Annotated in this window: 17 protein-coding genes and 4 pseudogenes; 8 read left to right on the top strand and 13 right to left on the bottom strand. The window is 66.1% G+C overall.

The genetic code is table 11. The features are described 5' to 3' along the window. Nucleotides 1-151: 151 nt before the first annotated feature. The 4 genes from GA0070609_RS16030 to GA0070609_RS16015 all read right to left on the bottom strand — a co-directional run bounded on the left by GA0070609_RS16030 (nucleotide 152) and on the right by GA0070609_RS16015 (nucleotide 6,287). The gene (locus tag GA0070609_RS16030) at nucleotides 152-2,203 is read right to left on the bottom strand and encodes an amylo-alpha-1,6-glucosidase (protein ID WP_088994554.1); all 2,052 of its coding nucleotides are present in this window, start codon (nucleotides 2,201-2,203) and stop codon (nucleotides 152-154) included. Then, the gene (locus GA0070609_RS35190; protein WP_088994553.1) at nucleotides 2,200-2,673 is read right to left on the bottom strand and encodes an SCP2 sterol-binding domain-containing protein; all 474 of its coding nucleotides are present in this window, start codon (nucleotides 2,671-2,673) and stop codon (nucleotides 2,200-2,202) included. The genes GA0070609_RS16030 and GA0070609_RS35190 overlap by 4 nt, the downstream gene beginning before the upstream one ends. A 725-nt stretch (nucleotides 2,674-3,398) precedes the next feature. After that, entirely contained in the window at nucleotides 3,399-4,598 is a 1,200-nt protein-coding gene (locus GA0070609_RS16020) for an IS110 family RNA-guided transposase (RefSeq protein ID WP_172899343.1), read from the bottom strand. A gap of 399 nt (nucleotides 4,599-4,997) precedes the next feature. After that, nucleotides 4,998-6,287 carry an MFS transporter gene (locus GA0070609_RS16015; RefSeq protein WP_088994552.1) on the bottom strand — a complete coding sequence of 430 codons (1,290 nt, stop codon included), beginning with the start codon at nucleotides 6,285-6,287 and terminating at the stop codon, nucleotides 4,998-5,000. Nucleotides 6,288-7,552: 1,265 nt separating this feature from the next. Here GA0070609_RS16015 and GA0070609_RS33240 point away from each other — a divergent pair. The 3 genes and pseudogenes from GA0070609_RS33240 (at nucleotide 7,553) to GA0070609_RS16010 (ending at nucleotide 8,637) form a co-directional block, all read left to right on the top strand. Continuing rightward, nucleotides 7,553-7,945 (top strand): VOC family protein, encoded by a 393-nt coding sequence (locus tag GA0070609_RS33240; RefSeq protein ID WP_157748186.1) that lies wholly within the window; start codon nucleotides 7,553-7,555, stop codon nucleotides 7,943-7,945. A gap of 180 nt (nucleotides 7,946-8,125) precedes the next feature. Then, a pseudogene (locus tag GA0070609_RS35335) lies at nucleotides 8,126-8,303 on the top strand (IS1380 family transposase); the annotation flags it as partial. Between the two features lie 124 nt (nucleotides 8,304-8,427). Then, nucleotides 8,428-8,637, top strand: a complete 210-nt coding sequence (locus tag GA0070609_RS16010; RefSeq protein ID WP_088994551.1) for a hypothetical protein — start codon at nucleotides 8,428-8,430, stop codon at nucleotides 8,635-8,637. Nucleotides 8,638-10,646: 2,009 nt separating this feature from the next. Here the strand turns inward: GA0070609_RS16010 and GA0070609_RS33625 are convergent. Then, a pseudogene (locus GA0070609_RS33625) lies at nucleotides 10,647-10,799 on the bottom strand (site-specific integrase); the annotation flags it as partial. Nucleotides 10,800-11,020: 221 nt separating this feature from the next. Between GA0070609_RS33625 and GA0070609_RS16000 the strand changes: the two are divergent. Beyond that, nucleotides 11,021-11,308 (top strand): DUF2277 domain-containing protein, encoded by a 288-nt coding sequence (locus tag GA0070609_RS16000; RefSeq protein WP_088994549.1) that lies wholly within the window; start codon nucleotides 11,021-11,023, stop codon nucleotides 11,306-11,308. A gap of 376 nt (nucleotides 11,309-11,684) precedes the next feature. Here GA0070609_RS16000 and GA0070609_RS15995 read toward each other — a convergent pair whose 3' ends face one another. The 3 genes from GA0070609_RS15995 to GA0070609_RS15985 form a co-directional block, all read right to left on the bottom strand. Beyond that, the gene (locus tag GA0070609_RS15995; RefSeq protein WP_088994548.1) at nucleotides 11,685-13,139 is read right to left on the bottom strand and encodes an alkaline phosphatase PhoX; all 1,455 of its coding nucleotides are present in this window, start codon (nucleotides 13,137-13,139) and stop codon (nucleotides 11,685-11,687) included. Nucleotides 13,140-13,418: 279 nt separating this feature from the next. Next, entirely contained in the window at nucleotides 13,419-13,643 is a 225-nt protein-coding gene (locus GA0070609_RS33235) for a hypothetical protein (protein WP_157748185.1), read from the bottom strand. Between the two features lie 362 nt (nucleotides 13,644-14,005). Further along, nucleotides 14,006-14,836 carry a helix-turn-helix domain-containing protein gene (locus GA0070609_RS15985; RefSeq protein ID WP_231928810.1) on the bottom strand — a complete coding sequence of 277 codons (831 nt, stop codon included), beginning with the start codon at nucleotides 14,834-14,836 and terminating at the stop codon, nucleotides 14,006-14,008. Between the two features lie 87 nt (nucleotides 14,837-14,923). On the opposite strand from GA0070609_RS15985, the gene GA0070609_RS15980 reads away from it, so the two are divergent. Next, nucleotides 14,924-15,304 (top strand): nuclear transport factor 2 family protein, encoded by a 381-nt coding sequence (locus GA0070609_RS15980; protein ID WP_088997770.1) that lies wholly within the window; start codon nucleotides 14,924-14,926, stop codon nucleotides 15,302-15,304. Between the two features lie 301 nt (nucleotides 15,305-15,605). Next, entirely contained in the window at nucleotides 15,606-16,208 is a 603-nt protein-coding gene (locus GA0070609_RS15975) for a transposase (protein ID WP_088994545.1), read from the top strand. A gap of 139 nt (nucleotides 16,209-16,347) precedes the next feature. Here GA0070609_RS15975 and GA0070609_RS15970 read toward each other — a convergent pair whose 3' ends face one another. The 5 genes and pseudogenes from GA0070609_RS15970 to GA0070609_RS35330 all read right to left on the bottom strand — a co-directional run. Beyond that, complete coding sequence (locus GA0070609_RS15970) at nucleotides 16,348-17,241, bottom strand: RNA polymerase sigma-70 factor (RefSeq protein ID WP_088994544.1); 894 nt, start codon at nucleotides 17,239-17,241, stop codon at nucleotides 16,348-16,350. Nucleotides 17,242-17,412: 171 nt separating this feature from the next. After that, nucleotides 17,413-17,796: a DoxX family protein gene (locus tag GA0070609_RS15965; protein WP_088994543.1), complete on the bottom strand. Its 384-nt coding sequence runs from the start codon at nucleotides 17,794-17,796 to the stop codon at nucleotides 17,413-17,415. A gap of 126 nt (nucleotides 17,797-17,922) precedes the next feature. After that, the gene (locus GA0070609_RS15960) at nucleotides 17,923-19,107 is read right to left on the bottom strand and encodes an NAD(P)/FAD-dependent oxidoreductase (RefSeq protein ID WP_088994542.1); all 1,185 of its coding nucleotides are present in this window, start codon (nucleotides 19,105-19,107) and stop codon (nucleotides 17,923-17,925) included. A 161-nt stretch (nucleotides 19,108-19,268) separates the two neighbouring features. Further along, nucleotides 19,269-19,513, bottom strand: a pseudogene (locus GA0070609_RS15955) (transposase family protein); the annotation flags it as partial. Nucleotides 19,514-19,794: 281 nt separating this feature from the next. Then, nucleotides 19,795-19,974, bottom strand: a pseudogene (locus GA0070609_RS35330) (IS701 family transposase); the annotation flags it as partial. A 285-nt stretch (nucleotides 19,975-20,259) separates the two neighbouring features. On the opposite strand from GA0070609_RS35330, the gene GA0070609_RS34360 reads away from it, so the two are divergent. Then, a complete protein-coding gene (locus GA0070609_RS34360) occupies nucleotides 20,260-20,412 on the top strand; it encodes a hypothetical protein (protein WP_231928809.1) in 153 nt (50 codons plus the stop codon). A 985-nt stretch (nucleotides 20,413-21,397) separates the two neighbouring features. Beyond that, nucleotides 21,398-22,246, top strand: coding sequence for an alpha/beta hydrolase (locus tag GA0070609_RS15940; RefSeq protein WP_088994541.1), 849 nt, complete (start codon nucleotides 21,398-21,400; stop codon nucleotides 22,244-22,246). Nucleotides 22,247-22,283: the final 37 nt, after the last annotated feature.

Below are 22,283 nucleotides of genomic sequence, written 5' to 3'. Positions count from 1 at the left end.
ACCAAGGCGCACTCGAGCTTGTTGGGTGAGAGCCAGGATCTGCGCCGGGTAGATCAGATCGCGTTTATTTGGCCGAGAGTGGCTCGGCGGCCAGAATCAACCGTCCACGGAGCCGCTTCGGATCTCACGCCCAATCGTACCGCGTCCGCATTCATCGAGGCCGCCATCCTCTGCGAGTAACGTACCGACCGAAGGCATCCGTTCGCCCCCAGCGTCCCGGGATGTCGAGCAATGCCAGCCGTTCGATTCCAACTGGCAGTTTTGGGGCAACGATCAAGTGCTCCTCCAGCGGGTCAAGACCAAGTAGCGTTCGCACGAGCAGCAAGGGGGCACCCGTTGACCAAGCTTGGGGAGAGCAGGCAGTTGGATACTCAACAGGATGCATTGTCAACTGTCGATCATATCCTGCGAAGGCTTCCGGAAGCCGACCTTGAAAATACCGAGCTGCGTCGAATATTGCTTTCGCAATCCGCCCAGCCTCTTCAAGAAAGCCGTATCGCCTAAGCCCCCACGAGATTAGCGAGTTGTCAAAGGGCCACACCGTCCCTACGTGATAGCCGACTGGATTGAACCGCCTCTCGCTGCGGCCAAGCGTACGAACGCCCCAACCTGAAAACAGGTCGGGACCGAGCAAATGATCCACAACCATCTTCGCTCTCGGTTCGTCGACGATTCCGCTCCACAGCAGATGTCCGATATTCGACGAAAGAGCATCGACCTTGCGCCCGTTTTCATCCAGTGCGAGTGCGTAGAAGTTCCGTTCGTCTATCCAGAAGTCGCGGTTGAAGCGCCTCTTCAGATCCGTCGCCTCAGCGTTTAGCCGATTAGCATACTCATCGTCGCCCCAGATTAGCCGCGCTAGTCGAGCACCGCGAACCTTGGCGTCATACGCGTATCCCTGCAGCTCGCATGTTGCCCGGGGAAACCCAGGAAACCTGCCATCGCGAAAGGAGATCGAATCCCAGGAGTCCTTCCAGCACTGATTTTCCAGGCCGTTTATCTCATTGCGACGACGGTAGGAGAGGTAGCCATTCCCCATCAGGTCGCCATACCGGTCGATCCAATCTAAAGCCGCACGAGCTTCCGGCTCGAGAGTGCGAACGAGTTCGACATCGCCCGACCAACGTTCGTATTCGTCGAGGAGGATAACCCATAGTGGCGTCGAGTCGGCCGAGCCGAAGTATGGCGAATGAGGCTGTTCGTAGAATGCCGAGGATTCGCCGAACCGCAATTCATGTAGAATCTTTCCCGGGTCTTCCTCCCGGAAGTCATTTACTCGAACTCCTTGCAGGGACCCTAAAAGTCGGAGTGTCATTGCCGCGAGCTCTGGCGCGAACGGTAGGACCTGTAGGCTAGTGAATATACTGTCCCGCCCGAACACTGTCATAAACCAGGGGAGCCCTGCCGCCGGGAGGCTGCCCTCCATCGATCCGAAAATCGACAAGCGCAACGCTGCGAGGTCGACGATGCTGCGCTGGCAAGTCATCGTCAACGGCTCCCAATCGCACTCAATCCGTGGCATCTGCGCCTGCCACATTTCGAGATCGTTTCTCATTGATCGCCGCTTGCGCTGCTTCAGCTTGGCTCGGATGTCGTGCCCCGCTTGATCTAGCGCGTGAGTCTCTACGGTCAACTCGACCGTCCAATCTTTCAACGGCTCGATGCGAACGACGTAGGTCAACCCGTTCTCATCAACTTCGGCTTGCCTCGCAGTGGTTATCACCGTTTCTCGCCGGAATGTTTCCCGTTCATATCCGAGACAAATGCGCCCGGGCTCAACTTTCTGGTAATATCGACCCTTCTTGTTTAGCGTACCCTTTACCTCGAAGAGATCCGCAAAATCCGACCGCGCCTCCACTCGAACTGTCAGGTTGGCTACTTCTTCACCGTGGTTGATGATAGTGATTTTTTCGTGAAAACTTCCGCCAATCCAGCGGTGACGGAAGATTGACAGCTTCGCGTCTACATACTGAGTTGCAGGGCCCGGAACGAGGAAGAAGCGGGCCTCATAGTACTGAACGTCGTCCACGGACAGTCGGGTGAGACGTTTGCCATTAACCGTCAACACCCATCTCGACAGGTGGCGTGTATCCATTACAAAAAAGCCGGTGGGAGAAGAGGTTGGTATCTCATCTATGTCCCCGCGATCGTCGCTTACCAAAAACGTGCTGCCGTCCAATATTCGAACTAGCGGCTCGGTCATCGGCTCGACCTAGCGGAACCCGGCTCTCCGGATCGCAACGGTTGCAGCGCTAGAAGGCGCCCGGCGAGGAATACAGCCTGTAGATCCCCTTCGACGGTCAGCGCCCCCCGGAGGAGTGACGCGAGAATGTTCTCTTGGCCGGTTGCGATCTCATTGAACAAGGTTCGACTACTGCGTATGATCGAGTCCGCCTCTAGTTCGTCCGTTGATATCGCTACGGCGCCGTATCGAATTTCGATTCTCCATTTATCAACACGATCGCCGGACTCGATTTCAAAACGTAGCGTGCCCTTGAAGTTGGACAATAAGGGTTGGTGTGGGTGTCGACGGATCGCCTCAAAGTATTCGGCTGTCGGATCTCCAGTGATTTCCACTCCGATTCCTCCTATTCCTCCTGGTGCAAGGCTTGAGGAAAGTGACCGACATCTCAACCCTGGAGCGATGCGTCCGGACGCAGGGGCGTGACGCATCCGCTTGGCGACCGACCCATACAGGCAACACGCTCCCCGCGTACCAACGGGATATCATTTCGCATTCAGGATCTGTAGTCGACAGTACGCTCCCGAACGTGCTAGTTGTAGGTTTGGTAAGTTTCGCTCGAGCATGTTCGGCAAGCGTGTAGACTGCCGCACTTGCCGCCCGGAGGTGATCGCCGGCTCCGCTATCGCCTGGTTGCACCCCGTTCGGCGCTGCGCGCGACGCGCGCTTTGGCTGGACCGCAAGCTTGCTCCTTCACCTGTGCAGGCTGGATTGGGTTTGACTGACTTCGGCCTCTTTGCAGCCGATGTCTTAGCGTTCATGTAGTTGCGGTGTGGACGCGGATGGAGTTGGTTGTGGCGATCATCTGGTTCTGACCCAAGACGAGGCAAGTGTGCACCGGCAGGTGGTCTTCGCGCGCGGCTACCGACCTCCTCAGCGGGGCGGGTGAGAAGACGTTGCGACAGTGCGGGGTTTACCCCCTGGGGCCACGCGGATCAAGGTAGTGACGACGAATATCGCACAGAGCAGCGGCAACGGCCCTGCGCCGGCCCGCTTTTGCAGCCACCACGCCCAATGTGCGCTGCTGTAGGACAAGCGTGATGAGCAGGACCCGCAGCAGCGGGCAGTTGATCGGTTCCAGTCAATCCGACCACGGCGAAGCGGTGGGCCGATCGACACCGCGTTAACTGCCCGGGGGGTGTCCCTATGGGTTTCGTCAAGTGGGGACGGGGGTTGTCGGGCGTGGTTGGTAGGGGATCTTGTCGCGGAGCATGGCGAACAGGACGTCGCAGCGGCGTCGGGCGAGGCAGATGAGGGCGGCGTTGTGGCGTTTGCCTTCGGCTCGTTTGCGGTCGTAGTAGGCGCGGCTGACTGGGTCGGCCAGGGCGGCGAACGCGGCGAGGAAGAAGGCGCGTTTGAGCTGCTTGTTGCCGCCTCGGGGTGGGTGTTCGCCGCGGATGCTGCTGCCGGAACGGCGGGTGACGGGGGCCAGCCCGGCGTAGGCGGCAAGGTGTCCGGGGGTGGGGAAGGCTGTGGCGTCGCCGACTTCGAGGAGGATCCGGGCGGCGGTCCTGACGCCGATGCCGGGCATCGACGTCAGGACCTCGGCAAGAGGGTGCGCATCAAGCATCCTGTCGACTTCGACGGCGACCTGGTCACGTTGACGCAGCACCTCGCGGAGGCTGTCGGCCAGCCGGGGCAGGATCGTCTCCGCCGCTTGGGTGCCGGGAACGGTGACGGTTTGCTCGTCGAGTGCGGTCATGATCTGCTCGACGAGCCGTTGGCCCATGCGGGGCGCGTGCACCGCGGCGATCGAGGCCAGTTTGCGCCGGCCGGCCTTGCGCAGCCCGGCCGGGCCGCCGCAGCGCGACAGCAGTTCCAGCACGGCCTTGTGCTGCACCTTCGGGCCGAGGACGCGTTCCAGGCCGGGGTGGATCTGGGTCAGCAGGCCCCGGATCCGGTTCGCGATGCGGGTTGCCTCGCCGGCGAGGTCGTCGTCAAAGCCGACGAGGACTTCCAGCTCGGCCAGGGTCTCGTCGCCGGTGTCGACCCGCCTCAGGGTGTGCGGCAGGGTGCGAGCCGCGTCGGCGATGACGTAGGCGTCGCGGGCGTCGGTCTTCGCGGCACCGGGATGCAGGTCAGCGATCCGCCGCATGGCCAGTCCCGGCAGGTAGGCCACCTGATGACCACACGCCCGGGCAACCGCGATCGGCAGGGCGCCGATCGAGGCCGGCTGGTCGACCACCACCAGGACCCGGCCGTGACGGCCGAGTTTGTCGAACAGCTGCCGCAGCCGGGCCTCGGTGTTCGGCAGCGGCCCGTCGTGCAGCCGCTTGCCATCCGGAGCCAACCCCACCGCGTGGTGATCACCCTTGCCGACGTCCAACCCGAGGAACACGCCGTAGTCGCCGTGCACCCCACGCCCTCCTCACCCACGCCACCTACCTCGGCCGCTGGTCCAGGCGTCGGACTGCCGGCAGCCACGTTACGAAGCGACCTACCCGCAGGGTGGCCGTGTCCCTATCAGCGGTCCGCCGACGCCACCCGACCCGGCGACAACACCCCCCCGGATCATCCGCACGACAGGGGCAGTAAGTCATACCGGGCCGGGCGACCAAGGGCCCCGGCCGGGGACGATCAAAAGGTAACGGGTGATGGACCGGTCCAGCCGACCGCACCGGCACCGCGAGGCACCCCGGCACCGATGGAGCGCGCCAAGCGGTCCCTGCTTTCTCAGGCCGACGATGGCATCGACCGATAGGTGGGTGCAGGTTCGCCGTGACGGCCGGCACCGGCTGCGCTTGTGGGATGGTGCTCAGGCAGTAGCGGCGGGGGAGGGTTGCTCGCCCAGGGCATCAGCACAACTTGTCGGCGACCGTGCTGCTTCCACGGCGTCCGGCTCGGGGGCCCGATGTCCGCAGGAGCGGGTCGCCGGCCCTGCGGTCGCCGCGACCGCGGCGAGCAGTGGGACGAGGGCGCCCAGGGCCCAGGGTAAACCTACCAATTCGGCGAACCAGCCGATCATGGCCGGGGCGAGCAGTATTCCGCTGTACGTCAGGGTGGTAAACCGGGCGACCATCGCGGCGGCACCGGCCTCGCCGCTTTGGTCCGAGCCGAGGTGACCAACAATACTGAACAGCACTGGGAGCGGCGTGGCCAGGCCAATGCCGACGATCGCGAAGCCGGCGACGCCGATCGCCGGCCACGGGCTTAACACCGCTACCGCCATGCCACCGCTCGCGACCAGCGTGCCTCTCTGCAAAAGCCGGACGGTCGATGCACGAACCTGCAGCCGGTCACCCACCAGCCGGCCGATGGTCTGGCAGGCGGCGAACATGACGTACCCCAGCCCGGCGGCCCCCAGCGATGCGCCCAGGCTCTCGTGTAGAAACACCCCGCTCCAACCGGCGACCGCCGCCTCCGCTGTTAGGACGGTAGCGCCCATCGCGCCGAACACCAGCACCGGCAGCGTCCAACCGGTACGCCACTCGGAACGGGGACCATGTCCGGCGCTCTGCGGGGGGTGGTCGGCGTGGGCCGGCAGCAATACCCGCCCACACAGCGCCAACAGCGGCACCAGCGCCACCGCCACCAGGAGGTAGTGCAGTGTACGGGACATCTCCCTTTGGGCCGCCCCCGCGCCGAAGAGCGCGCCGGCGATGGCACCGATGCTCCAGGCCGCATGGCAGCTACTCATGATCGGCAGCTTCAGTCTCCGCTCGACCGCGACGGCATGCGCGTTCATGGTGACGTCCAGCATTCCGTGCACGGCGCCGAAAGCAAGTTGGACGATGACCAGAGCCGGGAAGTTCGGCGCCACGGCGATCCCGACCAACAGCAGCGGCAGGATCAACGCCACCGGCCGCACGATGGTCCGGCTACCAGCGCGGGCGACCACGCTACTGACAATCTGCATGCTGATCACGGCGGCGAGCCCAAATATCGCCGAAAGCACACCGAGATGACCGGATGTGAGATCCAGGTCGAGCTTCAACGATGGTGTCCGGACCGCCATGCTTGCGATGAGCAGGCCATTGGCGCCGAAGACGGTAGTGATCGCCCAGCGCGCCCGGATCGTGGGCCGGTCCGTTCGTGTCTTCCGCATGCGACTATCCCTTCCGCAGCGCTCGTCGCGGCACCGCACATCTAGGCGACGAAACGGCGTGGGCGATTTTCGACACGAGTGCGCGGCGGTGCCCTCAACCCGAAAGTGGGCGCGTGCCTCGGCAAGGCAAGCAGCGGGTGAGTCAGGCTTGACTTTCTGTGTCGGTCAGAATCAGCGGCCCCTCGTACGCTGTGACAGGTCAGCCCGGCGTCAGCGAAACGCCGGACGGCGCTGAAATAGCCGATGCGGGCGTTGATGTTACGGTGCTGAACCCCCTCTCGTTGACCTCCAAGGGGGAAGCGCCCCCGGCCGGGCCGACGGTGCGGTAGTAGATGGGACGCCCGTCGCGGCAGATGGTGCGGATCAGCCGGCGCCAGGAAGAGAGAGCGCGGACGAGCTGCGCCGCTTCCAGTGGCCGCGCCGGGCAGGTGGCGCCAGCGAGGACGACCACCCTCGGCGCGCCGGGGTCGGGCTGGGCGGACCCGGGGTGGTTTGCCGGCACGTTCCCGCCTGCGGCTCGGCAGGTACGAGGTCAGCCGGTCAGCAGCAGCCCGGCGCCGGAGCCCGAGATCCATTCGGATTCGCATGTTCCAGAATGGGATCCAGGATTGGTCCCGTATCGGAACTGTCCACGATTGGTTCGGCAATCCGGGCCTGTCCGCGTAAACAATGGCGTTCGCCCGCCATCTACGGTGGCTCGAGTTGTCTGCCCCCCGGGCATGCCTTCCACGACCAGACGGATTGACCGCTTGTAAGGAACGGGGGCTTGCGTAGCCGGCGGAGTTACCGTAACCTCTCTCAGGGTGAAGGTGGTTACGATGAAGGGTTGGGAGTAGGGGGTGGTCGAGTCTATAGGGCGAGTGTGAGACAGCCTTAGAACTGGGAGCGGCTGACGCTTGGCAATTCAGTGTGTCGAGCGGAATGGTGCACCGGTGTCAACTTGCATGGCTCTGTTCACCTCTGCCGCGATCGGCCATGCCACGGCTTGACGATTCCAACTGCTTTGCAAGACGATTCCAACTGCTTTGCAAGTTGCTGCCAGCTCTGCGGCCTAATCCTGGTCCAGCAATGATGTGCCGCACCTTTGGTGCAAATGGATCCAATCGGCTCAACCGGTGGCTAGTGGCATCTTGGTTAGGTTACGGCTTCACGGAACTCTTATGGCAAGGAAGGCTTGGTAGCCAGCGAGTTGCACCGTCGAGGGCGTCTAGATTACGACAATCAAAGGACTTGCTCTTACGGTATTAGTGAGGAGGATTTTGGGCATGGTGCTGGCCAAGGCAAGCATCTTTTTATCTGGAGATCGGTCGAGCGGGTTGTGGGTGGATAGCATAGAGGCGGCCACCGCCTTTTATGGCGAAAAGCTCGGCATTTCCATAACGAGGGTTCATGACGCTCTGACTCTCCATGCCGCCAATGGCGTCGATATCCCTATATTACTAAAAAGCGGACACGTTCCATCTAGGCACGCAGTCCTCTATTTCGTCGTCGATAGCATCGCCGGCGTACTCCCCGAGTTGATCAGCCGGGGTGTGCATTTCTCGTCACACGATTACGAGGTGGGGGATGGGCTGGGATTAGAAAAAGAGTGGTCCCCATTAATTGTATGGCTCGCCGATCCGGCAGGAAACGTCCTGTGTATAATGCAGCGCCATTGAGGTATTGAGGCAGGCGATCGACGTTGCTGCGCATCCAATCGTCTGCTGACTACGACCGCCAGATCGTGTGCTAAGACTATCCGCCTCAGTTCAGAGCCCCGCCATCAGCGCAGTCCGCCCGACCTCGTCAAATCCAGCGAATATATCTACACCTGCCGCCTACACCCGCCGGACTGCGGCACCTACAAGCACTCCTACGGGTTCCTATCCGATCCTGATGACCTGCGACAGCACCCGGGGGTCTACTCTCCATCAAGGTGCGGCCGGGCAACACCGCCGCCGATCATCTCTACGTGCTCGCCCAGGCCATCGCGCAGGTTCCTGCATCGCAACGCCGACACGCTGCTCATCCGCAGTGAACTCCGTAGCGGCCACTTATGTCGTGCTGGGCTAGCAGACCGGGCGCAACACTGCCCGCCGCACAGGGGAAGTACTCGCTGGACCGGTCGATCGGCGGGACCGAACGCGCCGATCACGCGGCGGTGGACGCGCTCCTGCAGGCGGGCGTCGACGTGGACTCCAGCGACGGGCGAGGACGGACGGAGTTGATGCACGCGGTCGAAGCCGACGAGCAACGGGTCATCGCGGCACTGCTGCTGGCCAGCGCCGCCATCGACACCGTCAGTATCGACGAGATGACCGCGCTGCACCCTCGCCCGCGGCACCACTGGCATTCATGCTGTCCGTTGTAAACGTCAACGACTGCACCCGCTCCAGCCAGTCGTGGCCGCGATCCGGGTCGAGCGGTCGGGCAGCGGGTCGGTCCAGGGTCGGCCCGGACGGGCGGCGCCAGAACGTCCAGTTCTTGCTGGGCGAGCGGCTCACCGGCTGGTGGCGGCTCTGGCATCGCGGGAAGTCGAAGCGGCGCACCGCGCCGTGGTCGCCGGGCTCGCGGCCGAGCGGATCGCGGCGGGCATAGGCCAGGACCGCAAGACGCTCGTAGCGGCACTGACCGCCACGGTGCACCGGAAGTAGTGGAGGAGGCACCGGTGGCCTGCACCTGCGGTGGGAAGACGCGCAGCAGGGCTCGTGCTGTTGTCCTAGGAGGATGGCCGAAAGGGCGACGAGTACAGGTCGACGACGGCGGGCGGAGATCGCCGACGTGGAGAAGCGCGGCGGCACGAGCCACCATGTGCAGAAGGAGGAAGACGGCGCGCCCACTCGGCACCGCACCGCCTCGCGTCTATGTCACGGGCCGCCACCCCCTCGAGAGGTTGAGCGGCCCCGTCGGCGGGCTGCGGTTGGGCCGTAGCGTTTGCCTCGGGTGGCGCTGGTTGGTCCTCGGCCTCAGCGAGGCCGTCAGGTACGGACGAATACTTGATGCGGAACGCAACGGCTTTCCAGTCGACCTCGACAGATCCGCCGTTCCTCTCGGCCCGACTCACCAGCAGGAACGCGAGGACAATCAGCGAAAGCGGGATCGCCAGGGGAGTGACCGCGGCGTACACGCTCGCGGTGACTCCCACGGTTGCGGGCCCAGATCTTCGTCATGGGCATGGTCATGCGCCGACCTCTCACTCGCAGGATCCGGTCGGGTACTGGACCGCCGGGGCGCACCACACGGACAGAGACTGGAGCTCTAGGTGTTTCTGTATCGCCTCCCCGCGCCGGCGTAAGCTTGGGGACGGGGTGAGACCGCCTCCGTTACGCCGAGGATCCCGCGACCTCACCCAGGTATCGGGATCCCTTGGTTCTCCACCATGGTGCAGCCCCGGCAGGCTTGATCGGAAGCGACCCGCCCCTGCGTTACGCTGTGCGCTAACCACCGATGCTGGCGTGGGCCGGTCGGGACGAGATCCCTACCGTGCTGAGGAGCCGACAGTGGAATTGAGATCTCTGAGAGCAGGGAAGGGCTCGAACTCGACGCTCTGGGCCAGCTGGAGACGTAGGCCGTGGCGAGTTCGACGCGCTCAGCGGCGGCCCGGCCTTGGACGACCTGACCCGCCTGCGGGAGCTGGCCACGTTGGTCCAGTCGGTGAGGACCGAACCGAGTGGGCGCGGATCGAGGAGGCCTTCGTGCAGGTGGCCTCCGAGTTCGACGACCTGCCCGTGACGGTGCACGGCCCGGAGAGCGGCGGTGGCGACGGTGGGCAATAGCCGGGCGAGGAGGCGTCGACCGAGGGCGAGCTGGCCCCGGGTCCATCCATAGCCAACCGTGGAGCTTGCAGCCTGCTGAGCACGCATTTCGGGCATGGATGCTGGACGTGGGGTTCAAGTCCCACGCTTCCCCCTCGCACACGAGTCGGGACAACAACAGCTGCAGCAATCGGCTGATGCGGTTACCTCGGCGCGAGTTGTAGTTCGCAACGAACGACGAACATGGATTCGCGGTCGACGTTGCCCCGCAGACACGAACCCCCATGGTTCGACTGCCGCTGAGGTGAGGGCCGGCCTGTCTCTTGATGCGCGGGAACTGCGCAGTGGTGGGGGGCGGTGAGACGTGAACGGATCCCGACGCAACCCCCGTTTATCCCCCGATAACCCCGTCCTGACGCTCACGACCATTGACAAGTAGAGACAAACGCCTAACCGCATCTGTGCAGGTAAATGAACACTTGCGGCAAGCAATGACAATCTCGGGGTGGCTACGGTTGGTAACAAGGGGTCGTCGGTTCGAATCCGGCCGTCCCGACACAGCTCAGAGGGCACATCCGATCGACGGACGTGCCCTCTTGTCGTAGCTGGGTGACTATCTGAGTGACTACGCCTCAGCGTCGAAGATCCGGTCCATGGCGACGGCACCGCTGAGGAGCACCGGCCGCAGTTGGTGCCGGCAGACGCTCTCGGTGACGGTCGTGCCGGAGTGGCCGCAGAGGTCGGCGATTTGCTCGATGCTCACGCCGCTGTCCGACAGACGCGGATGCCTGCGGGTGCGGGCCCGGCTGCTCATGCTGTGCAGCGGTGGCCGACGGGTACCCGCGCGGTCGGGGCGCGGCGGCGACAGTGACCTACCCCTGTCAACCACCACGTGCCTTCCTCGTCCGGATCGACGAAGAGGAAGGTGAACCCGTCGATGCCATGTCACTCTCGCCCTCTGCGCGCTGGCCAGATGGTTCTGCGTGGCATGGTGGAGGCATGTGCAGGAACATACGCGCGCTCCACAACTTCGAACCGCCCGTGACCGACGATGAGATCGAAGCCGCCGCCCTCCAGTACGTGCGCAAGGTCAGCGGCACGAGGCGGCCCGCAGCGGTCAACGAGGAGGCGTTCGGCGAGGCGGTCAGCGCTGTCGCGGCGGCCACGCGGACCCTACTGGACAACCTCGTGACGAAGGCACCTCCCCGTGACCGGGAAGTGGAGGCGGCCAAGGCTAAGGCGCGCGCGGCCGAAAGGTACGGGCCGCGAGCGAGTGTCTCGGGCTGACCCGACCTCCCGGCCACGCTTTGGGTCACGCCTTCCTGCTCCAACGGCCTTCGACGACAGGTGCCACACCTGGCGGCACCAGCCCGGCCCCGCCGAATGTTGTTCAGCGACGGGTTCCGCCGACCGGGCGCGGCGTGTCCGGTCTCGGCGAACAGCCACCGGCAGCCCGGCTCGGCGGCGGCGCGGGCGGCGATCAACGCTGCGCTGCGAGGTCGCGGTGGCCGAGGGCCGTCGCGGCGGCGTTGAACAAGGTGTCTGCTGGTGGCACCCGGCCTGGCCGCCGGCGCGGTGCCCGGTGGTACGGCGACCCGGTCGACTCATGGCGGCGACGCTCGGTCAGGCTGGGCGGCTCGCCCGGCCCCCGCCGGGCGCGCGGTCAGCCCAGGTACTTCTCCCACGGGCCTGTGATGGCCAGGGTCAAGCCGGGATCCTGCATGTTGACGAAGAGCACCTTGCCGTCGGCGGTGAAGGTCGGGCCGCAGAATTCGGAGTCGTTGAGCTGGTTGCGGGCGATCGCGTACGTAGGGCCGCCCGGGATTGCGCTGAGCACGTGGGAGGAGCCCGAGCCGTCCTCGGCGAGCAAAAGGCTTCCCCAGGGAGTGACCGTGACGTTGTCCGGGCCGTCGAAGGTGAGGTCGGAGTACTTGGTCGGCGTTCCCTCCTCGGACTGCGCCTGATGGGGGAAGTACGTGACCAGCTGGATGGTCTCGGCGCGGTAGTCGTAGAACCACACCATGCCGTCGTGCGGGGCCGCGTCTGCGGGTAGGTCGGCCTCCTCCCAGGCGTACGAGTTGACGACGTAGACGCCCTCGTCGGTGCCCCACACGCCCTCAAACTTGCGTCCGCGGGTGACCTGGCCGTCGGCGAACTGCTCGCGAATGGGCGTGGTCCGGGCGTCGCGCTCGGGCACCTCGATCCACCGCACCGGGAATGGGCGGCCCAGCTGGGCGGAGGTGAGGTAGGCGACGTCCGGTAGCACGGAGCCGTCGTCCATGATGATCTGCATCGCGGCGAGGACGCCGGCGTCTGGCGCGAGGCGGGTCAGCACACCCGGGCCCAGCCGGACGCCCAGAGGCGCGGTCCAGCGGTAGAAGAGGCCGTTGGGCTCGTCGGCGTCCTCCGAGAGGTAGATCCGGGTGCGCTCCTTGTCGATGGCCAGGGCCTCGTGGGCGTACCGGCCCAGGCACTTGATCGGCCTCGGGTCGGCGCTGCCGTCGGCCCAGACCTCGAAGACGTAGCCGTGGTCCTTTTGAAAGACGCCGGACCGGCCGCCCTCCTCCCACTCGTCACCGGCCCGGTCCTCGGTCTCCTCGCAGGTCAGCCAAGTCCCCCAGGGGGTGGGCCCGCCAGCGCAGTTGGCGACGGTGCCGGAGAGGGCGACGAACTCACCATGGTTGCGCCCCGCGCGGTCGGTCCTGATCACGGTGCAGCCACCTGCGTCGACCGCGCCGGGGTCGTAGACGGTGCCCTCGACATGGGGTACGCCGAACTCGGTGCCCGGATCGCACTCGTGGTTCTGGATCAGCGTGTAGCGGCCCCGGCCGGTGTCGTAGACGGCCATGCCGTCGTGTTCGGCCGGCGTCACGCCCTGGCCCCGGTCGAGGCGGGTGGCACCGGTCCGGGTCACGATGGTGTAGCGGAAGCCCGCCGGCAGCGCCAGGATGCCGTCGGGATCGTCCACGAGCGGCGGGAAGGGCAAGTGACCCGGCCGGACCGGTGGACGGGGCCGGCCCGGGTGGGCCTGTGCCAGGGAGGGGATACCACCGGCGACGGCGAGGCCTACACCGGCGACGGCACCACCGGCGAGGAAGGTACGACGAGACGAAGGCACGCCTATCAGCTCCTGATTGACGACGGGGACGACACCTTGCAACCAACCCGTGCCGGCCTACCCGGACGCGTCATCCGTGGGGTGTATCGGCGACATCGACGTGAAAAGTTGGGTCAGTCACGCGAGGCACACCCCGTCGTGCCCGACTCGTGCCCGATCGAGCGGTCAGCAGGGATCAACAGCGGCCTGTCGCGATACATCGACCGGTATCTGCCGTGCTCGGTAGCCAGGTGACACGGCCACTCAACGCCGTGATCAATCCGATTCCAATGCTGACAGTCACCGGTCACGGCAGGGCCAGGCGGCCGGTACATACTGTTCGATATGCGTCTGCCGAGCTTCCGGCGTAGTCGGTTCCCAGGTGACCGCCCAGCGATCACCATGCACACCGTCATCCGGGGCGAACTTCCGGCGCTCGTCGTTGCCCGGTCTGACGATGACCTGTGGCTCGTTGGCGATGGCATCAACGAGCCGGACTCCGCCGAGATTATGGATCTTGTCCATCTGAGCCATCTTGTGGAGCTTGACCGGACGCTTTTCGAACTCGCGGACCTTGAGCGCGGACAGCAGGCCGATCGGGAGACCCTCGGCTCTCCTTGGGTTCGCAGCCCATTCCAGTGGGCTTGATGAAGAGGAGTGAGGTCTTGCAAGCGCCCGACCTGTTCTGCCTGATAGATCCAACGGTCCGCTGCTTGCCGCTGAACCCTTCCTGAACTGTGTGCGCCGATACCGCCTCGGGGCGACTGGAGGTGCTGCAAACCTGCTCGGGCACAGATGGGGCACAACACACCGTCAAACGTTGGCAAGCAGCGGATAACGGGTGGCTGTGGATCGACGTTGCTGGTGCCGTCGGAGCGGGTCTTCGGTCAGCTTCCCGGCGTGCGGGGGCAGGCGCTGTCCGTGTCGTTGTCGGCGCGTAATCGGCCGAGGTGGCGGTAGTGACGGGCGGTCGTCTCGTTCGCGGGCAGGTAGGTCTCGATGGTGACTTCCTCGAGTGCGAGGTCGAATGCGGCCCCGAACGTCGTGACGGTGTTGATCATGCACAGTTCGGTGCCGTGGTGGTCGAGCTGGATCGGCAGGGCGATGTCGGCGGGGTCCGGTCCCGGCGGCTGCTCATCCTGCCCGTAGGCGAGCAGTTCTTCGTGAAGTGCGATCAGGTGTGGGTCGCCGGTGTGCGCCGCTTGTCGGCCGAGTCTGGGCAGTAGGTGGGCCCGTACCTGGGCGAGGTTGCGGATCCGCGGCGCGAGCCCTCTGGGGTGGAAGCCGAGCCGCATCATGTTGATTGGCGGTTGTAGTAGTTCGGAGTCGACACCTTCGAGGAGGATGTCGAACGCTGCATTGGCGATCAGCACGTTCCACCGGCGGTCGAGTGCGATCGCCGGGTACGGTTCGTGCGCCCGCAGGATCCTGCCCAGCGCCTCGCGTACGCGATCGAAGTCAGGATCGCCCGGCGTTCGTTCCCGGTAGACCGGGGCATGGCCGGCGGCGACCAAGAGGCGGTTGCGCTCACGCAAGGGTACGTTCAGATGCTCGGCTAGCCGCAGCACCATGGCGCTGCTGGGGATGGTCCGGCCGGTCTCCACGAAGCTGATGTGCCTGGCTGAAACGTCGGCCTGGATCGCCAGGTCGAGCTGGCTGAGGGTGCGTGAGAGGCGCCATCTGCGCAGCAGTTGGCCGACGGTTTCCTCGGTGGGCACGTCCCGAGTGTCGCCGAGGATCGCCGCTCTGGCTATTACGTCTGATGTCATCGACGGCGGATGGGCGGGGCTGCGATTGTCTGGGGCATGACTGACCTGACCACAGCGCACAGCAACAAGGATCTGATCCTGCGCGGCTTCGGGGAATTCGCCGCTGGCAACATCGAGGTGTTGCGGACCCTGCTGCGGGAGGACTTCGTCGAGCATAGCCCGGACAACCCGTCAGGCCGGGACGCCTTCGTCGAGTTCATCGCCGCCGCGCCGGTCGCACGCGCGAAGCTGGACCTCAAGCGGATTGTCGCCGACGACGAATACGTCGCCGTGCACTACCACATGAGCACCCCGGAAGATGAGCACGGCACCGCCGTCGTCGACATCTGGCGGCTCGCGAACGGGCAGATCGTCGAACACTGGGACGTCGTCCAACCCGTTCCCGAGCCATCCAGAACCCCAAACGGGATGTTCTAGTACGGCAGCCGCCGTTTTAGATGTTGCTGGTGAGGTGGAGTGGACGCGAGACGGCCACCGCGTGATCGTCCGTGCGTTGTGGACACAACATCAGATCTTGCGGTGGCCACGTGCCACAGCGTAGCCGTTGCTCGGTGGGAGCGTGTGCTGGCCGGGGTGCTCGGGTGTTTCGCGGGACGGTTCGGGCGGGTGGAGCCGCGTCGTGCGGCGGCGGCGTTCGTGACGGGGCTGCTGACTGAGCTTGAGGTCAAGACGTGCTGGCAGTTGGCCGAGCAGGCCGGACACGCCCGGGCCCGACGGGATGCAGCGGCTGCTGTACCGGGCGGTCTGGGACGCCGACGCAGTGCGCGACGACCTGCGGCAGCTGATCGTCGACCGGTTCGGTGGCCTGGATGCGGTCCTGGCCGTGGGCGAGACCGGTGATCTGAAGAAGGGCACCCACACGGTGGGGGTGCAGCGGCCTTCTACCGCTGCTGGACCCCGCGCCCGGCCACCCTCGCCCAACTCGCCCGCGTCGCCGGGATCCGCTGGACCGTCGAAGAGAGCTTCCAAGCCGCCAAAGGCCAGGTCGGCCTGGACCAGCACCAGGTCCGCCGCTGGGACTCCTGGCACCGGTTCACCACCCTCGCCCTGGCTGCCCTCGCCGTCCTGGCGATCTGCGAGCCGACGCGGCCCACCACGACCCTGCCGACACCGGACTGATCAAACTCACGGTCAACGAAGTCCGTCGCCTGATCAACGCCTGCATCATCCGCCCGATCAGCAACCTCGCCCATCGTCTGCACTGGTCACAATGGCGGCGCCGGGATCAAGCCCGAGCCCGACGATCCCACCACACACGCCGCCTCAACCTCGAGCTTCAGCCATGATCCCGAACGGCGGCTGCCGTACTAGTACGATCTAACGGCAACCGGTCACCGACATGGGCGGGCGTCTCTGCACCTCCCCGAGGCTGCCGGCACTCTACAAGTGGCGGCTGGTCGACGGATCAAGGGTGAAAGCCGGATGACGCCCGAGGCCACCTCGGCGCAGGAGACCGGTGTTCAGCGCAGGGTGAGCGGGGTCTCGGATTCGAGGCGGGTCAGCTTCTGCGGGTTGCGGACGTAGTAGAGGCCGGTGATGCGGGCGTCCTCGACACGGATCGCCATAATGCCGTCGATCTCGCCGTCGAGGCGTACGAGGAGTGCCGGGTTGCCGTTGACCATGGTCGGTTTACCGGTGAGCGTGCCTTCGACCTTGGCCAGACCACCGAAGAACATACGGACCACCTTCTCCGCGCCGCTGATCGGCCGTAGCGCGGCCTGCTTGACGCCGCCGCCGTCGCCCACCAGGACGACGTCAGGGGCGAGCACGTCGAGGAGACCCTGCAGATCCCGGGTTTCGACCGCGCGTTGGAAGGCTCCCAGAGCCGCCCGGGTCTCGCTCTGGGAGACCACCTGGCGGGGGCGGCGGGCGTCGACGTGCTGGCGGGCCCGGCGTGCGATCTGGTGGACGGCCCCGGGGCTCTTGCCGATGGCGGCCGCGATCTCGTCGTAGCTGATGTCGAAGACCTCGCGCAGCACGAAGACGGCACGCTCGGTGGGCGCCAGCGTCTCCAGGACGATCATGAGCCCCATTGACACACTCTCGGCGAGCTCGACGTCCTCGGCCACGTCCGGGGCGGTGAGCAGCGGATCGGGCAGCCAGGGGCCGACGTACGCCTCCTTGCGGCGCTTCATCGTGCGCAACCGGTTGAGCGACTGCCGGGTGGTGATCCGGACCAGGTAGGCGCGCTGGTCGCGCACGTGCTCCGCGTCGACCTTGATCCACCGCAGCCAGCTCTCCTGGAGGACATCCTCGGCGTCGGCCGCCGATCCGAGCATCTCGTACGCGACGGTGAAGAGCAGGTTGCGGTGGGCGACGAAGGTGTCGGTCGCCGAGTCAGTGGCGTGGCTCATATCTCGACCTTTCCCCTCTCGCAGGAGGCCCTGGTCGCCGAAGCCTTTGATCCTGCATCAACAGCAAGGTCCTGATCGTCGGTCAAATCCAACGGAAGCCACCGCCGGGGTAGCCCGTGTTTCGGATCACCCGCGCCAACACGACACCACCCCGCCAGCGACACATCTTCGTCAGCCGCTGAAAGGCTCAGGGCCGAAGCGGCCCCAAGCGATGAAGGCAGCAAGAGCAACATAGCCGAGGTTCACCATTACCAACTTGAACTGATCGAGGCGGACATGGATGATCACCGCGCCGACCATGAGCAGAACCCAGCAGACGGCGGTAACCGGCACCATGAACGGTGCGATGTTGAGTACGGCGGGCAGGATCAGGCCAACCGCGGCCAGGAGTTCGAGGACCCCGATGGTCTTGATAAAACCGACGCTGGCGTGTCCGGTCCATTCCCCGCCCTTGATCGCAGCCAGTCTCTCCCTAGGTATGAACGTCTTGGTGATGCCGCCGGTTAGGGAGACTGCTGCCAGCAGTCCGGTAGCAATCCACAGAGCGAGGTTCATGTAGTCTCTCCTTGCCGTGTATAGGTGGCTTGGACCTCCGGCGCGGCCGGAGCTCCCATTGGGACACCCTCGGTAGTTGGTGGCCGTCCGGGCTGGTATCGCCGACGCGTGACCCAGCCAGTCCGTTCAGCGGGTGGCCGGCGCCTCGCCGCGCTTGGCCCGCAGCAACTCCTGACGCGTGTCGTCCTTGACCCAGGTGAGCGAGCCGGGCTTGCGTGCCTCGACCGCCAGATGCTTGACGGTGTGCTTGCAGACGAACTCCTTGAGCTTCGCGCCCGGGCCGCCGCCGATGTACAACCCGTTCGCGGTGTCGTCTCTAGAGGCGAACTGGAAGATGCCGGCGCGACGCCCCAGGCTGATGCACTGGCCGAAGAACCCCAGGTTGATCGGCGCCGGCTGCTCACCCGCGATCCGGGCCAGCACCGTGTCGGCGGCGTGCGCGCCGATCCTCGTCGCGGCCTGACAGCTCATCCGGAACGGCAGGTCCGACGGGGCCGTCGAATCCCCGGCCCCGACGATGTGCACGTCGTCCAGGCTCGTCAACGTCTCATCGGTAAGCAGGCGGCCCAGCGCGTCGGTGCTTAGCCCGCTGCGGGCGGCCAGGTCCGGCACGCCGAACCCGGCGGTCCAAATGGTCACGGTGCTCGGAACCGTTCGACCGCCGCCGAGCCGCACGGCATCGCGCGCCACCGCCGTCACCTTCGCGTCCGGGCCGTCGAGCACGGTCACACCGAGCCTGGCCAGACGCTTGGCAACCGAGCGCCGACCCCGCGTGTGCAGATAAGGGCCGAGCACCCGGCCGCAGACCAGGGTCACCGTACGGCCCGCCTCCGCCAGCTCGGCGGCGGTCTCGATGCCGGTCGGACCGGCTCCGACAACCGTCACCGGGGCCGTTCTGGGAGCGGCGTTGACGACCGGCCGCAGCCGCTGCGCGTCCTCCAGGCTGGCGATCGGGTAGGCGAACTCGGCCGCTCCGGGCACGTCCAGGTCGGCGCTGCCACTGCCCACCGCATAAATCAGGTAGTCGTAGCCGACCGTGCCACCCTCCGCCAACGTCACGCTGCGCTCGGCCCCGTCGATCCGGGTCACCGTGTCGACCACCAGCCGAACGCCCTCGGCCAAGATCTCTCGGTAGTCGACGACCGCGTCGTCGGACCCGCCCACCAGTTGGTGCAGGCGGAGTCGCTCGACAAACGTCCGGCGCGTATTGATCAACGTCACGGCCACATCGTCGCGCTGTGTCAGGCGGTTGGCCGCCATGACACCGGCGTACCCGCCGCCGACCACGACCACATCGATGTTCCCAGTCATTGTGGCTCCTCCGTTTCCAGGGGTTCGGCCTCAAGACACCGGGTGACCGATGGTTCTGACAGCGTGTGAGGCAGACCACTGCGCCGGCGTGGGCTCGACACGCGGCGTTGAGCTTTCCCCGGTTTCCCGGACACCTGAGCTGAGGCGACACTGAGCCATTTTCATCGTGGGTAGCGGGCGTCCTCGGTGGCTTGGAGGACGAGGATGGCCTGCACGATCGGGGTGGCGCGGCGTGGGCAGCAGCGGAGCTTGGCAAGGATTTTCCAGGTCTTGAGGGTGGAGACGGCGCGTTCGCCCAGGGCTCGGATCTTGGCGTGGTGCCGGTTTACGGATTTCTGTCGGCGGGACAGGTGGGTGCGGCGGCGTTTGAACAGGGTCCAGATGGTGCCGCGGCGCCTTGGTAGCCCTAATGGGTTCAGAGCGGGTCGGGCTCTTGCCGCGACTCCTTTGGTATCCCCGGCACTCGATGCCTCGTCACAGGGCGGGAGCTTCGGCAGGGCCCGACCCGTTCGGCGAAGCCGGATCCGCTTGGATTCCTCCGTGGTTCGAGCCCGCCAGCACGGAACATCCCTCGGTCATCTGGGGCCCGGAGCCCTCGACGTAAGACGGGGAGCCGTACCGGTCGCTGGGATCAAGGACGGCTCATCGGACGTTAGGCCATCGAGCCTTTCCATTAGTACTCCAACGTCACTTGCCCTGTCGGCTGGCGTGGCGGTCGAGTCTGCGCTGGTAGTGGGATCGTCGGGCTCGGGCTTGGGATGTTCGTCGCCAGGTTGACCAGTGCAGGGTGTGAGCTGGTGGTAGCGGCAGGGTGAGGACGAAGGCGTTGAGGAGTCGGCGGATTTCGGCGACGGTAAACGCGATGATCACGCTCCGCCACGATCGAGGTCATGGCCGGCGACGAGACCGTCATCGACGGCGGCCGCTTCGACACCGGCCGAGACGGCTATGCGGCGATGAGGAAGTACGCAAACCGGTGGCCGCATCGGGTCTGGACGATCGAGGGCTGCCAGGGCATTGGTCGACACATCGCTAATCGAGTGCTCGCCGACGGCGAACAGGTCGTGGATGTCCCGCCGAAGTCGTCCGCCCGGGCGCGGGTGTTCGCCTCCGGGCAGGGACGCAGGACCGACACCAGCGACGCCCACTCCGTTGCGCTGGTCGGCATTCGGATGGCCCGGGCTGCGCCCCGTCGTCAACGACGAGCAGTTAGCTCTGCTGCGGATCCTGGTCGACCGACGCCGCTCCCTCGGTGAGGATCACACCCGGATGGTCTCCCAGCTGCACCAGCTGCTGCTCAGCTGATTCCCCGTGGAGCGAAGAAGGGCCTGTCCGCCGCCAGGCCAAGGCACTGCTGATCACGGTTAGACCCGGGGACGCGGTCGGCAAGGCCCGACGCCGGGTCGCCGCGGAGCTGATCAGCGAACGGGTCGCGCCCGCATCGTGCGCCCGGCCGACTCGTCCGGTCAGCTGCCCCTTGTCATCTACATCCACGGCGCTGCGGGTGAGCCGGTCAGAGTTTGCGCACGGTTTGCGCACTGCGGCGCGCCTACGGTCCCACCCGAGAGCGAAGGATGCCGCGATCCGCGGGGAGCAGGGAAGGGGCTTGCCATGACCGGTACTTCCATCGGTGCCGTACGGCTGGCGGTGGTGCTGGTGGTGGTCCGCTGGTTCACCGACGCGTCGTCGTGGTCGCCGGTGGCCCGGCAGGTCCGGCAGGTGTCGGCCACTCGTACGGCGGCGCGGTCATCACCGACGCCGCGGCCCAGGCTGACAACGCGGTCGGCCTGGTTCACGCCGCCGGGTTCGCGCTCGACGTGGGGGAGAGCGCGGAGGAGATCACCGGCCGGCTTCCGCGGACCCCGTCGGCGGGGTCGCTCCGACCGCCCACCTACCGCACCGACACCGGTACGTGGGCGGTGGAGGTCGCCCTGGACCCGGGATCGTTCGTCCACACGTACGCCCAGGATCGGCCGCCGGCCGCCGGCGCGTTGATGGGCGTTGCCCAGCGTCCCGCCGCGATGGCCTGCCTAACCGAGCCGGCGCGGTCGCCCACGCGGCGGCTGCCGTCCTGGTACCGAGAGGTGCCTGCATCCCGACGCGCAGCGGTTCATGGCGCGCCGCGCCCGTTCCCACACCTTCCGGACCGCCGGCTCCCACGCCGTCACCGTCTCGCAGCCGACCGCGGTCGCCGGCGTCGTCCTCACCGCCGCTCGGGTCCTGCAGGTCGCTGACGCCGAGCCTTCCGCCACCACCACCACGACACCCGCACCCACGAAGGAGAAGGAACATGTCGGAGCATCAACTGCCGGCGCACACCGTCGAGCAGATCGAGCGGGCGAACGCTTCCGGGCGTACCCCGGTGGTCTTCATCCACGGCCTGTGGCTGCTGACCAGCAGCTGGGAGCGCTGGGCCCTGCTGTTCGAGCAGGCCGGTTACGCGGCGGTCACCCCCGGGTGGCCCGACGACCCGGACACCGTCGAGGAGGCCAACGCGCACCCGGAGGTGTTCGCCGGCAAGACCATCGGTCAGGTCGCCGACCACTACGCCACGGTGATCGCTCGGTTGGACCGTAAGCCGGCGGTGATCGGTCACTCGTTCGGCGGTCTGCTGACGAACATCATCGCGGGTCGTGGTCTGTCGGTGGCGTCGGTGGCGATCTCGCCCGCCCCGTTCCAGGGCGTGCTGCCGCTGCCGATCTCGTCGCTGCGGTCCGCGGCGCCGGTGCTGAGCAACCCGGCGAACTGGCACCGTGCGGTGCCGCTGACCTACGACCAGTTCCGGTACGGCTTCGCCAACGCGGTCAGCGAGGAGGAGGCGAAGTACCTGTACGAGACGTTCGCCGTGCCGGCGCCCGGCGCGCCGCTGTTCCAGGCGGCGGTGGCGAACCTCAACCCGTGGACCGAGGCGAAGGTCGACACCGAGAACCCCGACCGCGGGCCGCTGCTGTTCATCTCCGGGGCCCGGGACCACACCGTGCCGCGGGCGATCACCGAGGCGGCGTACCACCGGCAGCAGCGCAACAACGGCGTCACCGAGCTCGTGGAGATCGCCGACCGCGGCCACTCGATCACCATCGACGGCGGCTGGCAGGAGGTCGCCGAGACCGCCCTGGCCTTCGTCCGCCGCTTCGCCTGATCCCGACACACCACAGTAACGGCAAGAAAAGGAGGCC

This window comes from Micromonospora echinaurantiaca (assembly GCF_900090235.1).
Classification (GTDB): domain Bacteria; phylum Actinomycetota; class Actinomycetes; order Mycobacteriales; family Micromonosporaceae; genus Micromonospora; species Micromonospora echinaurantiaca.
This window is presented reverse-complemented; position numbering and strand designations above follow the sequence as displayed.

Coding starts and splice junctions, on each gene's coding strand:
- GA0070609_RS15940 (WP_088994541.1), top strand. CDS start 21,398: ATGTCGGAGCATCAACTGCCGGCGCACACCGTCGAGCAGATCGAGCGG.
- GA0070609_RS35190 (WP_088994553.1), bottom strand. CDS start 2,673: ATGCGTCACGCCCCTGCGTCCGGACGCATCGCTCCAGGGTTGAGATGT.
- GA0070609_RS15965 (WP_088994543.1), bottom strand. CDS start 17,796: ATGAACCTCGCTCTGTGGATTGCTACCGGACTGCTGGCAGCAGTCTCC.
- GA0070609_RS15975 (WP_088994545.1), top strand. CDS start 15,606: ATGCAGCGGCTGCTGTACCGGGCGGTCTGGGACGCCGACGCAGTGCGC.
- GA0070609_RS33240 (WP_157748186.1), top strand. CDS start 7,553: ATGGTGCTGGCCAAGGCAAGCATCTTTTTATCTGGAGATCGGTCGAGC.
- GA0070609_RS15970 (WP_088994544.1), bottom strand. CDS start 17,241: ATGAGCCACGCCACTGACTCGGCGACCGACACCTTCGTCGCCCACCGC.
- GA0070609_RS16030 (WP_088994554.1), bottom strand. CDS start 2,203: ATGACCGAGCCGCTAGTTCGAATATTGGACGGCAGCACGTTTTTGGTA.
- GA0070609_RS16015 (WP_088994552.1), bottom strand. CDS start 6,287: ATGCGGAAGACACGAACGGACCGGCCCACGATCCGGGCGCGCTGGGCG.
- GA0070609_RS33235 (WP_157748185.1), bottom strand. CDS start 13,643: ATGGACAAGATCCATAATCTCGGCGGAGTCCGGCTCGTTGATGCCATC.
- GA0070609_RS15980 (WP_088997770.1), top strand. CDS start 14,924: ATGACTGACCTGACCACAGCGCACAGCAACAAGGATCTGATCCTGCGC.
- GA0070609_RS16000 (WP_088994549.1), top strand. CDS start 11,021: ATGTGCAGGAACATACGCGCGCTCCACAACTTCGAACCGCCCGTGACC.
- GA0070609_RS15960 (WP_088994542.1), bottom strand. CDS start 19,107: ATGACTGGGAACATCGATGTGGTCGTGGTCGGCGGCGGGTACGCCGGT.